Origin of the sequence: Aliidiomarina quisquiliarum, assembly GCF_023922585.1 — a bacterium.
In the GTDB taxonomy this organism is placed as follows: domain Bacteria; phylum Pseudomonadota; class Gammaproteobacteria; order Enterobacterales; family Alteromonadaceae; genus Aliidiomarina; species Aliidiomarina quisquiliarum.
Map to the genome: position 1 here is coordinate 1 of NZ_JAMFTN010000027.1, position 14,214 is coordinate 14,214.

General features: G+C 45.2%; 11 protein-coding genes. 9 read left to right on the plus strand and 2 right to left on the minus strand.

Going from position 1 to position 14,214, the window contains the following annotated elements; genetic code table 11:
• The 6 genes from M1L23_RS11760 to M1L23_RS11785 all read left to right on the plus strand — a co-directional run.
• Nucleotides 1–2,219: beta strand repeat-containing protein (locus tag M1L23_RS11760; protein WP_252627629.1), on the plus strand; the 2,219-nt coding region annotated here is incomplete at its 5' end.
• A gap of 146 nt (nucleotides 2,220–2,365) precedes the next feature.
• Nucleotides 2,366–3,760: a TolC family outer membrane protein gene (locus tag M1L23_RS11765; RefSeq protein WP_252627630.1), complete on the plus strand. Its 1,395-nt coding sequence runs from the start codon at nucleotides 2,366–2,368 to the stop codon at nucleotides 3,758–3,760.
• A gap of 20 nt (nucleotides 3,761–3,780) precedes the next feature.
• A complete protein-coding gene (locus tag M1L23_RS11770) occupies nucleotides 3,781–5,907 on the plus strand; it encodes a type I secretion system permease/ATPase (protein ID WP_252627632.1) in 2,127 nt (708 codons plus the stop codon).
• Nucleotides 5,907–7,382, plus strand: a complete 1,476-nt coding sequence (locus M1L23_RS11775) for an HlyD family type I secretion periplasmic adaptor subunit (RefSeq protein ID WP_252627633.1) — start codon at nucleotides 5,907–5,909, stop codon at nucleotides 7,380–7,382. Before M1L23_RS11770 ends, M1L23_RS11775 begins: the two co-directional genes overlap by 1 nt.
• A gap of 16 nt (nucleotides 7,383–7,398) precedes the next feature.
• Nucleotides 7,399–7,980, plus strand: coding sequence for a response regulator transcription factor (locus M1L23_RS15025; protein WP_252627634.1), 582 nt, complete (start codon nucleotides 7,399–7,401; stop codon nucleotides 7,978–7,980).
• A gap of 23 nt (nucleotides 7,981–8,003) precedes the next feature.
• Nucleotides 8,004–8,345 carry a hypothetical protein gene (locus M1L23_RS11785; protein ID WP_252627637.1) on the plus strand — a complete coding sequence of 114 codons (342 nt, stop codon included), beginning with the start codon at nucleotides 8,004–8,006 and terminating at the stop codon, nucleotides 8,343–8,345.
• Here M1L23_RS11785 and M1L23_RS11790 read toward each other — a convergent pair.
• Both M1L23_RS11790 and M1L23_RS11795 read right to left on the minus strand, forming a co-directional pair.
• Nucleotides 8,332–10,254 (minus strand): EAL domain-containing protein, encoded by a 1,923-nt coding sequence (locus M1L23_RS11790; RefSeq protein ID WP_252627639.1) that lies wholly within the window; start codon nucleotides 10,252–10,254, stop codon nucleotides 8,332–8,334. The genes M1L23_RS11785 and M1L23_RS11790 overlap by 14 nt on opposite strands.
• Complete coding sequence (locus tag M1L23_RS11795; RefSeq protein WP_252627640.1) at nucleotides 10,251–11,006, minus strand: transglutaminase-like cysteine peptidase; 756 nt, start codon at nucleotides 11,004–11,006, stop codon at nucleotides 10,251–10,253. Before M1L23_RS11795 ends, M1L23_RS11790 begins: the two co-directional genes overlap by 4 nt.
• A 114-nt stretch (nucleotides 11,007–11,120) precedes the next feature.
• Here M1L23_RS11795 and M1L23_RS11800 point away from each other — a divergent pair, with 114 nt between their 5' ends.
• The 3 genes from M1L23_RS11800 to M1L23_RS11810 all read left to right on the plus strand — a co-directional run bounded on the left by M1L23_RS11800 (nucleotide 11,121) and on the right by M1L23_RS11810 (nucleotide 14,191).
• The gene (locus M1L23_RS11800; RefSeq protein ID WP_252627641.1) at nucleotides 11,121–12,182 is read left to right on the plus strand and encodes an OmpA family protein; all 1,062 of its coding nucleotides are present in this window, start codon (nucleotides 11,121–11,123) and stop codon (nucleotides 12,180–12,182) included.
• Nucleotides 12,183–12,494: 312 nt separating this feature from the next.
• Nucleotides 12,495–13,028 (plus strand): PAS domain-containing protein, encoded by a 534-nt coding sequence (locus tag M1L23_RS11805; RefSeq protein WP_252627673.1) that lies wholly within the window; start codon nucleotides 12,495–12,497, stop codon nucleotides 13,026–13,028.
• 167 nt (nucleotides 13,029–13,195) lie between these two features.
• On the plus strand, nucleotides 13,196–14,191 hold the full coding sequence (locus tag M1L23_RS11810) for a sensor domain-containing diguanylate cyclase (protein WP_252627642.1): 996 nt from the start codon (nucleotides 13,196–13,198) through the stop codon (nucleotides 14,189–14,191).
• Nucleotides 14,192–14,214 lie beyond the last annotated feature (23 nt).

Here is a 14,214-nt window from a genome sequence, read left to right on the forward strand (position 1 = left end):
TGGACGGCATTGATGTCAGCGGCTTGACCGATGGTCCATTGACCATTGATGTGGTGGCGACAGACAACAACGGTAGCCCGGTCAATGACAGCACCAGTGCCGAGCTGGATGCAGTTGATGCAGCACTGAGTGTGAATGCGACGGTTAACCATCAAAACGCTACTCTCGATATTGAGGGGCAGTCGCTAGATTTACCGGCGGGAAGTACTGTAAGTATTTCAATATCCGACCAGAACGGTAACGTGGTCACTGTGGTAGCTACACTAGCTGCGGATGGTAGTTATAGCATTGCGGGGGTTGACGTCAGTGGCTTAGCAGATGGTGAACTCACTGTTACAGCAACAGCCACGGACAATAATGGTAACACTGTTAATGCTACGACTAATGCTGACCTTGATACGACTCCGCCGGTGCTCACCGTCGATGCGCCGGACAGCAACGATACCACACCAACCATCACTGGTACCTCAGATGAGATCGGGGCGACCGTGACCATAGTGGTGAAGGATGCAGCGGGTAATGAGCAAACATTGACGGCCGTGGTTCTTGCCGACGGTACATGGAGTGCAGAAGTTAATTCATCACTTGCAGAGGGCGTATATCAAGTAGACGCGAGAGTAAGTGATGCAGTAGGCAATGTTACTACTGCCGAAACAACCGGTGAAATAGACTTAACGCCACCACTCATTGAATTCGACGATCTGCCAACGAATACCAACAACACCATGCCTGATATTAGCGGGACGTCAGATGAAAAAGGCGCGACGGTGACGGTTACAGTAACGGATGAGAACGGTGTAGAGCAGACGGTCACAGGAGTGGTACAAAGTGATGGCACCTGGTCAGTCAGCCTGGTTCGTCCATTGGCGGTTGGCAATTACACTGCTAAAGCAACGGTTAGCGACGCAGTGGGTAATACTGCAACAGCGCAGGCCGAGGCCCCTGGCGTAATTGTACCTTCAATAGCTATTTCTAACTTCGAGTTGAAAGAAGAAGCAGGTATTGAGGTGACTCAGCTGATATGGGAGGGGGGACTTTCAACGAGTCAGTTTGGCGTCACTACAAACCTCGCAAACACGAATAATGGCGTCACTGGCCGCTTGACTAATAATGACGTCAATAGAACTCGTAACCTGTCGATAACCAGTGTCGATGGCAGTAATACAACGGCTCTGATGGCTGTGGGCGATACTTACTTAGTGTCCTGGCAAACCGTGAATGCTGCTGGCCATGTGAATGGTAACTTTGAAGTGGAAATGACGGTTACCCGGTCTGATTATTTCTCCTTCACCGGTGAAGCTAGAGACATATTAGTATTGCAGGGAACTGTGAATGGTAATTTATACTCGGTGGTGGTCGATTCTAACGGCGTTCAGACAGGTTCCTACGGATGGTTTGGTTGGTCAGGTAATGAATACCTTATCAATGATCTGTATGATACCGATGTAGGTTTCAGAGAATTTATTGTTAATGGACAAGGTGCGGCTAACTCATCTGTTGTATTGTCTCAAATTGATGAGAATGGCGTTGAAACACAACTAGGAAGCACTACTACAGATGCTAACGGTAACTGGAACTTCGAGCTGGGTGCTTTAATCGGCCGTACTGGGGAGCTGAAAGTTGTCGGGGTTGATGAATTTGGAAATGAGTCAGTAGATGTCAAATCTTTCATTTTTGGCGAAACGAATATCTCCAACTCATTGGAAGGTACTGGAGACTCAGATTTGATTGTGGGTGGTCTACAGGACGATGAGATCACTGGCGGTGGTGGTAATGATGTGCTTATCGGTGGAGGTGGTAATGATACTTTCATTTGGAACGACGGGCATGAAGGCACAATAAACATACCGGCTGTGGACACTATTCAGGACTTTTCGTTAGGTAACTTTGCAAACGATTCAGAAGCAGACAGACTCGATTTGTCGGACCTTTTGGTTGGCGAGAGTCCATCGAACATTAATGATTACATTATTGCCGCAGAAGATGGAAACGGTAACACAATTCTGTATATTAGCTCGGAAGGTGGTCTGGCAGGCGATAGCGCTAACGCCAATCAGCTTATTCAACTTAGCGATGTGAGTATGAGTGGTGGAAGTTCTGCCGACTTTATTCAGGCGCTGTTGAATAACGGTCAGCTTATTATTGACTCTGGAATAAGCGGCACCAACTCGCATGATGAGAACCAGAATGTAAACTCTAGTGATAGTTATGTGAAGTAACCCTAAAAGGCTATATAGTTTATAGTGTTGTTGTACTAATAAAGAAGGGGTAGATTAGGCTCTAACCCTTCTTTATAATAAGGAAGGGGTAGATTAGGCTCTAACCCTTCTTTATAATAAGGAAGGAAAGGGAAAAAGGGATTAGCATGAATAAGAAAAAGAGTATTTTTATTAAGCGTAGTGCGGTACATGGACTTTCCTTGGCTGCATTAATTGCAACCATGCCCGCGTCAGCCAGTCTTGAACGAGCAGTTAATCAGGCGTTGAATCAGAACCCTGAAGTCCGTCAGATGTGGCGAGAGGTTTTGCTTAGTGACGCGGACATTGATATCGCATCGGGAGACGTTAAACCAAACGTGGACTTGGTAAGTGGCTACGACTTTACGGATCGGAACTACTCTAATAATCGTACTTTTAGTGGTGCCTTTGCTGAGGTGCAACTTAATCAACTTCTTTATAACGGTATTGCGCGTCACAATATAGCGAGATTTGAAGAAGTTCAGTTGGTCAGGTATCGCGAACTCTTGGGGATGGCGAATAACATAACATTTGATACTGTCAGAGTTTATGTTGACGTCAAGCGACAGCAAGAACTAGTGCGTTTGGCAGCTGAGAATTATCGCCAACACCAAACCGTGTTCGATCAAGTTGAAGAAAGTTTTGAGGCCGGGGTTGTCCGTAACTCTGATTTAGAGCAAATCAGTGGTCGAATGGCGCTGGCTCAGTCGAACTTACTGACTGAACAATCGAACCTGCACGATGTGATTGCACGATACTTGAGAGTGGTGGGTACGCTACCTCCTGCAACGCTTGAAGACGTATCGTTGGAAAGCCCCTTACTGTCTCAGGATGTGGTGGCTCAATTACGTCACGCCTACCAGCACAACCCTCGCTTCCTGGCATCGTTACATAATATTGAAGCCGAGCGGCACAACATCAGTGCAAATGAAGGGCGCAATAAGCCAGTATTCGAATTTAATGCGTCATATGGCGTTAGAGAAAATGATGAGATAGGTATATTTGCTGGCACACAACGAGAAGCCAGAGTTGGTGTGCAAATGCGCTACAATCTGTTCCGAGGCGGTAGTGACCGGGCAAATATCAGGCGTTCTTATGAACTCTACAATCAGGCTCAGGATGTGCGCACAGGCGTTTGTATGGACATTCGACAGGATATTCAGGTCAGTAACAACGAGCTGAAAAATTTACAAAGACAAATCCCTAACCTGCGCCAACACAGGAACTCGTCTGACCGAGTGCGCGTTGCATACTCTGATCAATTTGGTATTGGCAACAGAACCTTGCTTGATGTGCTTGATTCTGAAAATGAATATTTCCAAGCTAGTATTGCTTACACCAACGCTCAATATGATGAAGTTATTCGTCGTGCGGCGCTATTAAGCAGTATGGGGTCACTAACCCCAGTGGTTGGTGGAGCGGAATCTCATTTTCCTGAGCCGAGAAAGGACTCATCCATTGACGTTGACTTTGATTATGTTTGTCCGCAGTATGACTTAGGCCAATACGTGAATTATGGTTGAAACGTCTTAAAGGAAGTAACGTGTCAGAAACTGGACATAATAAAGATTTACTGAAATGTCTTGAAGTTATCGCCCGTATTCACGGGCGATATTTTAATGAAGCTACAGTCCTAGCCGGTTTGCCACTCACCAACGGGGACCTTACCCCTAGTACGTTTGAGCGAGCAGCTAGCAGGTTGAAGTTAGCCTCGCAGGTGTTAAGCCGGAGTATTACCAACCTTAATCCATCATTGCTACCAGCTGTCATTTTGCTGGAAGATGATCAAGCCTGTGTGTTGCATACGGTCGATTACGCAAAAGGGACAGCAGAGGTTGTATACCCAGATTTACCCGGCTCTACCATTGAGCTTCCGTTGTCCGAGTTAGCCAGCACATGCAATGGCTATGTGATTTACTGCCGACCAGAGTTTGACTTTGACAAAAGGGCTGACGATGCGATACGCACTAAGAAGAAGCATTGGTTCTGGGGCGTCATTAGTGAAAACCGAAGGTTATACCGCGACGTCTTGATTGCCGCGTTGCTCATAAATATCTTTGCATTGGCAATGCCTTTGTTTGTTATGAATGTGTATGACAGAGTCGTTCCTAATCAAGCAACTGAAACGCTGTGGGTGTTGGCTGTCGGTGTGTTTATTGCGATAACCGCAGACATGATTTTACGTTTAATGCGTACTTGGTATGTAGACCTCGCAGCGAATAGGATAGACGTAAAAGTGTCGGCAAATATAGTGCATCATGTGTTGGGCATGAAAATGAGTGACACGCCACAGGCGACTGGATCGTTTGTATCCGGTATTCAAGGGTTTGAGTCTGTCCGACAATTTTTTAGCTCCGCAGCTGTCAACGCGCTTGTGGATTTACCCTTTGTAATCTTCTTTATTGCGGTTATAGCGATTATTAACCCTTATCTGGCGCTGCCAATTATCATTGGCGCTGTATTGTTGTTTTTATATGCTTTAATGACACAGCACAAAATGAAACAGCTTGCGGAAGATAGTATGAAAGCGGCGGCAATGCGCAATGCTTCGCTGGTTGAGTCTGTTAGTGCAATGCCCTTGGTTAAATCTTTTAATGCACAGAGTAAAGTACAGTCGACCTGGGAAAAGAGTACTATTTTCATTAGTCGTACAGCGGCACGAATGCGTGTACTGTCTGCATCATTGTCTACATCAGGATCCTGGTTACAGCAAACGGTTGCTATTAGCATGATAGTGATAGGTGTTTATCTTGTTATTGCTGGCGAATTGACTGTTGGAGGTATTATTGCTGCTTATTTATTGTCTTCCCGCGCCATGGCACCAATTGGTCAGGCTGCCGGCCTTCTGGGGCAGTACCATAATGCAGCAACCGCTATGACCTCACTCAATGAATTGATGAGTAAAGAAACCGAAAGCGACGAAGAAACTTCTCAAGTGTCAAAGCCGATCTTGCAGGGTGGGATTGAGTTTAAAAATGTTGATTTTGCCTATGACGAAGATGGCCCCGACGTGCTAAGCAACTTATCTTTCGTGATAAAGCCCGGAGAACGGGTCGCTATATTGGGACGAAATGGGTCAGGAAAGTCATCAGTAACTCGATTGCTCCTGGGGCTTTACCACCCGCAAAAAGGAGAGGTACGGCTCGACGACATCAATGTGAGGCAGCTCAACTTGACCGAAGTGAGACGCAACATTGGATTTTTACCTCAGGAAGCGGATCTTTTTTTCGGTACTTTACAAGATAATATCATGCTTCCAACCGATAAATTCCGCCCCGAACGACTCGTCGAGATCGCGAATCAAGTTGGCTTGTCATCTGTAATAGGGCAGTTTCCTGACGGTTTCAACCACATGATTCAAGAGCGCGGGCGTAACTTATCCGGAGGACAAAGACAACTCGTCGCGCTGGCCAGGGGGCTTATCAATGACCCTCCTATTGTCATGCTTGACGAGCCGACAGGCTCTTTGGATCACAATAGTGAAGACCTACTTCGGCGGACGCTGAGTGATACTTTACAGGGAAAGACCTTAATTGTAGTAACTCACAAAACGTCCATGTTAGAGCTTGTAGACAGAATTATTGTTATCGATGGTGGTAAAAAAGTAGCCGATGGTAATAAAGAAGACGTTCTACAAGCTTTACGTTCTGGCAGAGTGGGGGCTGGCTGATGCCGGGTGTTAAAATAAAACATACAAGCCAAAAACAAAGAGAAAAAGTTAGCAGTAAATCAGCTAGTAATACTACCTCCGAGGAAAAGGCCTTTAAAGCACTAGGAAAAGTGACGTCGCAAGGTGCAGCCGGCAGTAGAATATTTGATGCGCTTTTTGGGCGGTGGCTGACGATACCGAAGTCTTCTGATTGGTTAGTTGATGGTGAATGGGCCGAAATACAGCAATCACCAATTAAATCCAGAGTGTTACTTTATGCAATAGCATTTGTATTGTTTATGCTAGTGCTTTGGGCTGGATATGCAGAGATCGATGAGGTAGTCAGAGGCGACGGTAGAGTCGTCCCTTCGTCGCAATTGCAACGCTTACAGTCCCTCGATGGTGGTGTTGTTCAGGAAATACTGGTATCCGAAGGACAGGTAGTCGAAGCTGGCGAGACGCTGCTAAGAATCGACCCAACTAGGTTTATTTCGGACTTTCGAGAGCAACGCTCTGAATACTTTGCTCGCGCAGGTGAGGTTGCCAGACTTCGAGCCTTAGTGGCGGGCGTTGAACCAGTATTCCCTGCGGAGCTAGAAGAGAACGCGCCGATTGTGATTGAGGATCAACTAGAACTCTATCATTCTAGCATGGACGAGTTAGCGCAGCGGCGTGCAGTATTCGAGGCGCAGCTTGAACAGCGACAGAATGAATTAGAGGAGTTACGAGCGGCTTTCAGACAGCATCGAGACTCCCTGGCTTTAACACGGCGTGAACTAGAAGTTACCTGGCCGTTACGGCGAAGTGGTGCAGTTTCTGAAGTAGAGCTACTGCGTTTGGAGAGAGAAGTTACCATTTTGCAGGGTGACGTTGAGCGAACAGATGCAAGTATAGAGCGAACTAGTGGCGCAATAAGTGAAGCGGAAGCAAGGCTGCGAGAGGTAGAAGTTGCGATGCGTAATGAATGGCGGGCTCAGCTTGCTATTGCCTCTGCGCGGCTGAGTGGTCTGTCAGAAGCAGAGGCAGGTTTAGCGGACAGAGTAAGGCAGAGCGAAATTAGAGCAACGACAAGGGGGGTCGTGCAAACAATGCACGTCAACACCGTTGGCGGGGTTGTTTCTCCGGGCAGGGATGTTCTGGACATTATTCCGTTAAATGATCAGTTAATTATTGAGGCGAGAATAAGGCCTCAGGACATTGCATTCTTACGTCCAGGTCAAGAGGCTATGATAAAATTCACAGCCTATGATTTCATGATCTACGGAGGGTTTCCCGCAGAAGTTCGGCATATAAGTGCGGACACCATTACTGATGAGCGAGATAATACATTTTATATCGTAAGGCTAGCTACCATCGCGGATGAGCTACCAGAGCACATCAATATTATCCCTGGGATGACAACAGAAGTTGATATCATCACAGGTAAACGGACTATTATGCAATACCTATTGAAGCCAGTGCTAAGAGCTACTTCAATGGCACTCACGGAGCGATAGCTGAATGGATATATTCGTGTCTACCAAAGGTTTCCGAAACTCAGCCTGGGCAGAGTTTTCGAGTCGTAGCCTTGTGACAGAGGCCCCCAGTGACCTGAGTAAATTAAAACAAGGGGATACTCTATGGGTCTTAACTTTACAAAACACCTGGCGCGAAATGGTGTTGGAAGCGGTTAAAAAAGAGTGCCATGTTGTAGTAATGTCGACTTTGCCGAATGCCAGAGAAATGGAAACAGCAATCAATTCTGGCGCGTCGGGCTATTGTCCTGCGATTACCGATAAGGATACTTTGCACGCAATTAAGATGGCGGTGACGAAGGATTCAATATGGATTCCAGCCAAATTCCTAAGGCAGCTTACGGGGTCTGTTACAGAACTAATGAATGGAGAAAACCGCAATAGTGACTGTGCAGGGCTGGGACTAAGCGAGAGAGAGGCTGATGTTGTCCAGTTAATTTTGAAAGGCTACTCTAATGCTGAGATCGCTGCAGCGCTTTTCGTGGCTGAAAGAACGGTGAAAGACCACCTTACGAATATTTTTAAAAAGCTCAATGTCAAAGATCGACTTCAACTAGCGTTGCTAGTTTTAAAACGTTAATTTATAGAGTTTCTGAGGTACACATGCCTTATATTAAAAGAAGTAGCGATGGTCAAATTGAGTCCGTAAGCGCAAATGTCAGCGATGAAACCAACGAATTTATCGCCAGCGACAGCTCTGAGTTAACGAAATTTTGGAACTCTTTAGCCGGTAAGTCGCATGCAGAACTAACTCAATCAGATACTGATGTCGCTCGCATTTTTGAAGATTTAGTCGATATATTAATTAACAAAGGTGTTATCCAATTCACTGATCTTCCCAAACCTGCCCAAGCTAAGTTAATTAAGCGGCAGGATTTAAGAAAAAAAGTGGGCAACCTCGATTATAAAATCGACTATGATGATGATAATATTAACTTAGGTTAACCCCTGGGCCGGTAAGCCCGTCAACCCCCAGCTCCTCTAGCAGCCCTCTATCATGTTGGGGCTGAAAACCTTGCGCAATAACCACTGTTCCCAATGAGTGACCAACCCGACAGAATCCTTTAAGAATATTCTGACCATCGACCGACTCGTGAGCCCCCTGAGTTAGTGTTGCGTGTAGCTTAATAAAATCAAGACCTAACTGCTGTATATTACTAAGTTGATTAAAGCAGTTAAGCGCTGATTGCAAACCAATGGAAAAGCCTGCTTTTTGGAGTTCAACGCAATAGGACTCAATAGCATCAAAATGTTCAATAAGCGCAATTTCATGAATTTCGATAGACACGCGAGCATATGGATGAAGTTGTGCTAGCTTTTTCAATGCAGCGCGGTTGGCCTCCTTACTTAAAAACTCATAAGATAACTTGATAGATGTTTGCTTGTCATGAGCAACACTTCTCTCAAACAAGCGGTGTAGTGCTGAAAGCTCGATAACGTCTATAAGCCCTAAGCGTCGCGCCCAAGGAAGAAAGAACCCTGCGGAACGAATTTCATCTTTCAGTTGCGCTCTTATCATGCCTTCATAATGAATAACACGGTTTTCATTTACCATGATCACAGGATAGAGCTGGAAGAATACCTGCTGCGCTTTGACCGCTGATTCAAGAGCCACCCGCCAATCCTCGGTGGTTAAGTACGGGCTGACTCTAGCTTCGTCAGAATGCAAGTATGAACTATTCGATTCGTTCGACTCAATATCACTCAATACTGAGTCTATACGCATCAATGTCTGTGCTTTAGTATCATCGGAACTGAAGTTTGTTGATCCAACCAGAACTTGGTTTAAATTCAGACCTTGTTCATTACATAAAGATGCAACACTTTCATATATTTTTCGTGAAAAATCCGAGAAGTTAGTTGGGTGACTAACAAGTATAGAGAAATCAGACCCATTTAATCTCGCGACGGTATAGGATTCAAACTTTGAAACATTATGTTTGCAAAGGAGCTCTAGGGTTTGTGCCAACTTGATAATGAATGCATCAACATGGCGCCGTCCCAGCTCTTTATTCAGTTTATCTAGTTGTCTCAACCGAATAATAGCGACACCGTGGTCTTCCGATTTATCACTGCTTGCGAGCAATGCGCCTAGATTACTTAAATAGACGTTTCTGTTTGCTAACCCCGTTAGTTCGTCATGCTCAGTCTTGGCTCTCAAAGCGTTGAGTTTATCATTTTCCTTTTCAAGGATACTTTTTACCCGACGTGTCAAAAGGTTCATGGCTGACACAAGGCGTCGATATTCTATAGTCTTGGGTAGCGGCAGTGAAATAAAACGTTTCTCTCCCAGCGCCTCAGCCTGATTAATTACTTTATCCAGGGGCCGGGTCACGATGCGTTGCAGCACCATACTTAAAGAGCCTATCACTATGCCAATCAGAGCTGACCAGATTGCGAAGCGTATAGTAGCCGCCCAGATTTCGCTGACAAAAAAGCCTGAATGGCTTTTTATCTCAATAGTGCCAAATTGACTCCAGCCGTCACTAATATGAGCAACGCCAGCAGGTGCGTCTATATTGATAGCAGAAGAGAACCACAAGGGCGCGTTGGCTTGGGCCGTTCCTTCAAATTCAAGGGTGATATCAAAGTCGCTATTAATTCCCCTTAGCTTGATATACTCATAATGCCCAGTGTCAAACTGAGCTGAAATAAGCAACTCCAATAAAACAGGGTCTTTGTCGATTTCAGTCAGCATCTGTGCGAGAAGATTTGCGCTATCATTATTTTTAATAGCGAGTTGCTGATTAATTTGGTGTATGTTTGACGCAGTTGAGACCAACACTCCACACAAAAACATGAAAACAACGACAGTAGTTATAATTGCCCAAAGTTGTTTATTTAAAGTCATCATTGATGCTCCAGGTAAATGCCTTGCTGTTCCATGCGTTCAATCACGTTGCGCCAACGTGATAATCTTGATGTGGGGCTGGAAGCCGCTCTACTTCCTGTTGAACCAGCCCAAAGTCCATCACTATTAAAACTGAAAACGGGTGTTAAATCATCACGTTCCGAAGCTGGTAAAATATTGCGTACTAAACTGTCAAGAATCAAAGGCTCTGAAGACGGAGTCTCAAAGTAGCCTAAAACCATATGCGCCTGGCTAAAGCTACTGCGAGGTCCGCCTATCTGTGCACGAACATATATTAAGCGTAATTTACTTGCTTCAACACCAGCTAGTCTTAGGCTAATATATTTGGCGATTGCGTAATCTTCACAATCACCAACACCTTGCCCTATAGTTTCCAGAGGCGTTGTCCAGTAGTCTTCTATTCCATGTACACGCATGTCGGTTTGGTAGGTTAGATTTCTATGGAAGAAATCATTTACGGTACGAATTTTGGTACTATCGGGTTGATTCTGAATATTCCTTATCATCGAACGCCATTGATTGGTAACGGCTGCTTTTTCATTTCCGTAGGATTGCCGAACAAAACGCTCTGAAACTTCAAAGTTGACAACCCAGCATGCATTCGATTGCTCTGCTTCAGCATATAAATGCGCAGATACTAAGGTACCGGCTATTAAAATAGAGATCCCAGTAACTCGAAATTTTGATACTCTGCTGAGGAAATTTTGTTCGTATGCCACTAGATTAATTTTCACGTATGCGTGATGATTAGCATTATATTTTTACTCGCAAAATATGTTCAGGAATGTTTAACGCTGAACACTATAGCATTAAAGCTAGTTAACACAAAATAACATGGAGAACACCAAATGAATACTCTGCTGCCGAAACTCGCGTGCGTAAGCGTCGGGGCTGTCTTACTCTCGGCAACGCCATCGGTTCTAGCCGATGACATCACTGGTTTTGCAGGCGCAAGGGGTGGCTGGATGCATTTGGATAGTCAGCGAACAGAAACAATTGATGAGAGCGAATTTAACATTCGAGATGGACTGCGCACATTTGCGCCAGGTATTGAACTAGGTTTTGTGGTAGCCGAGGAGCTCGCTTTCAGAGCTTATTATGACCATTTAAGTGCAGAGTATCGAAACACTAACCGGACGGCCAGGGGATACAGCTCCGGCGTAGACATGCTTTTTGGGTTCTCAGAAGGTTTTTATGGTGGTGTGGGTGTTAATCATACGGATCTGGGTGACCAAAGAGGTTTCGGCCTTCGTTTAACTGGTGGGCACCGATATAACTTCACTGATCGTATCAGCTCGAGAATTGAGCTCGCCTACCAAGCGACAACGCAACGTGGGTTTGATGATATTCATGTAACTGCCATCTTGCAATATACCTTTGGTCAGAAAAGAGCCTTACAAGCTATTCCAGAACCTTATGCTACACAGGCTGCTTCTGTCGAAATTCCTGACGCAGACGGTGACGGCGTCCCTGACTATCTCGATCTGTGCCCAGGCACGCCCGCTGAGCATGCTGTTAACGAATATGGTTGCTCTCAATATCAAGCCAGAGATCGTAGGTTTGAAATTAATGTAACTTTTGCACTTAACTCTGCTGATATTCAGGACGAGTTTCTGCAGGAAATTTCCGTGTTCGCAGAGCACCTGCGTCAGAACCCAGACCAAATGCTACGAATTGAAGGTCACACCGACTCAAGTGGTCGTGGTTGGCGCAATCGTCAGCTTTCTCAGGAAAGAGCTGATGCAGTGAAGTCTGTTCTCGTGGATGTTTTCGGCATTGATGCTTCGAGAATTGAAACGCAAGGTTATGCAGATACAAGACCATTGAATTACGGCGACAAAGAAAACCCCGCGAATCGTCGGGTTGAAGCTATTTTCGAAGTTGAACAGAACGAAGCCGTTCGTCGTTGAATTTGGGCCTACAGTGTTTTCTGACAATTGAAAGCGTAATAAAGCATTGTTGGCTTTTTAGCACGGGGATTGTGTTAAGTCAGTCGAAGCTCATACTCCATTTTTCATGACACAAGGGTTCGTCTAAGCCCATTACGATTGTCACGGTGCTTGTAGTATGGGCTTGGTCGAGCTAGAAGTATGAAAATCACGTCAGTAAAGTTGAAGTGAATTCATGTTATGTGGAACTCTGTTACAGGCTAATGCGTAATCGGTTAGCGCTGCCTTTTCCGGGTCTCTTGCTATAGAACAAGGACGTCCCAGTTGAATAATATGAAGGAAATTAATGCCCATGTAGCCGGGCTGTTAAATGAAACGCTACTTTCTAGCCCTGCGGTTATCTATCGGGTAGTTGCCAGTTCACCATATCAGATGGAATATTTGTCAGCGAACGTCGAATCATTACTGGATGTAGATGGAGACACTCTTAAAAAGGAAAGTGGTTGGGATGAGCTCGTGCATCCTGACGATTTTGAGGCCTCATTTATCAAATTCGTCGAGCTTCTCAAGAACCCAACCCAGGTTGAGCTGCACCGCAACTACCGTTTAAAAACACGAGCGGGACGGTATATTTGGGTATCTGACCGGAGTAAGAAAGCCTTTCGAAATAATCAGTTGATTAGCATTGTTGGCTCCGTTGTGAGCGTCGATTTGCAGTATCGCCAGCAAAAAATGATTGACTCTCTTATGCAGGCCGTCCCGGGCATGTTATATCAGTTTATGATAGACACTGAGGGTAAAGCTTCGTTCCCTTTTGTCAGTCCAAACATTATAGCAATTTACAATGTTGGCGCCGAAGCGGCTTGAACTGGTCTAATGGATCCGGACACATTAATTAGCGACAATGCGGATGTAATATTTGATGTGATCCATCCAAAAGATAAGCAGCGGCTTTTAGAGAGTATAGAGAAATCAAAGCAAGAGATGTCAATTTGGAAATGTGATTATCGAGTCAGTCTTGAGGGGTGCATAGAATGGCTGCGTGGTCAGGCAATGCCCACGAGGCTCGAAAACGGAAGTACGCTTTGGCATGGGCAAATTATGGTCATAACCAGGGAAAAAGAAACCGAGAAGGCGCTGGCAAAACTCAGTCTCAGCTTAGAGAGGCTCAGCGTATAGCGAAGCTTGGGCATTGGGTCGCATACCCTTATCAAAATCGTTTAGAGTGGTCCGATAACGTTTATGATGTGTTAGGCATAGAACGTGGAACATTTGAGCCGTCAATTAAAAACTTTCTTTCAGTTATCCATCCAGATGACGTTGGGATAGAGCAGGCAGCAATGGAAAAGGCCTGGGAGACAGGTAAATATGAAGTATCTCATCGGGTATGCACCCCTTCAGGCGATGTGGTTTGGGTACATGAGCTAGGCGAATTGACGACCTTGCCCTGCGGGGATGTTCAATTACTAGGAACTGTCCGAAATATTACTGCCGAAAAACATAATGAAGAAAACCTGCGTATTTTGGCCTCAACAGATGCGCTGACTGGCATAGCAAATCGCAGACATTTCAACCAATCCTTAAAGCATGCATTTTCTAACTATCACAAAAATCGATCGGCATTTAGCATTATTATCTTCGACTACGACTTTTTCAAATCGATCAATGATACATATGGTCACTCCGTAGGCGATGCAGTTTTAATCGAGGGAGCGCGAGTGATTCAACAGGCGGTGCGCGGTAATGACCTGTTTGCTCGTCTCGGAGGCGAAGAGTTTGCGGTTATTCTATACGGTGCTGATATTGAGTCAGCGATCAAAATTGCTAGAAAGTTACAGGACAAGCTGAAAAAAGCTTGTGTGAGCATTCAGGGGCAGGATTTATTACTTAATGTCACCGCCAGTTTTGGTGTTGCCGAAATGAGTCATCGTTATCAGTACCCAGACAATTTATTAAATGCTGTCGACAAAGCCCTATACCAGGCCAAAGACAGAGGCCGGAATCGAATTGTTAGAGTATCACCGGATTAATTCTCAAAATTTTTCTCTTTTGA

Coding starts and splice junctions, on each gene's coding strand:
- M1L23_RS11790 (WP_252627639.1), bottom strand. CDS start 10,254: ATGATGACTTTAAATAAACAACTTTGGGCAATTATAACTACTGTCGTT.
- M1L23_RS11775 (WP_252627633.1), top strand. CDS start 5,907: ATGCCGGGTGTTAAAATAAAACATACAAGCCAAAAACAAAGAGAAAAA.
- M1L23_RS11765 (WP_252627630.1), top strand. CDS start 2,366: ATGAATAAGAAAAAGAGTATTTTTATTAAGCGTAGTGCGGTACATGGA.
- M1L23_RS11800 (WP_252627641.1), top strand. CDS start 11,121: ATGAATACTCTGCTGCCGAAACTCGCGTGCGTAAGCGTCGGGGCTGTC.
- M1L23_RS11810 (WP_252627642.1), top strand. CDS start 13,196: ATGGCTGCGTGGTCAGGCAATGCCCACGAGGCTCGAAAACGGAAGTAC.
- M1L23_RS11785 (WP_252627637.1), top strand. CDS start 8,004: ATGCCTTATATTAAAAGAAGTAGCGATGGTCAAATTGAGTCCGTAAGC.
- M1L23_RS11805 (WP_252627673.1), top strand. CDS start 12,495: ATGAAGGAAATTAATGCCCATGTAGCCGGGCTGTTAAATGAAACGCTA.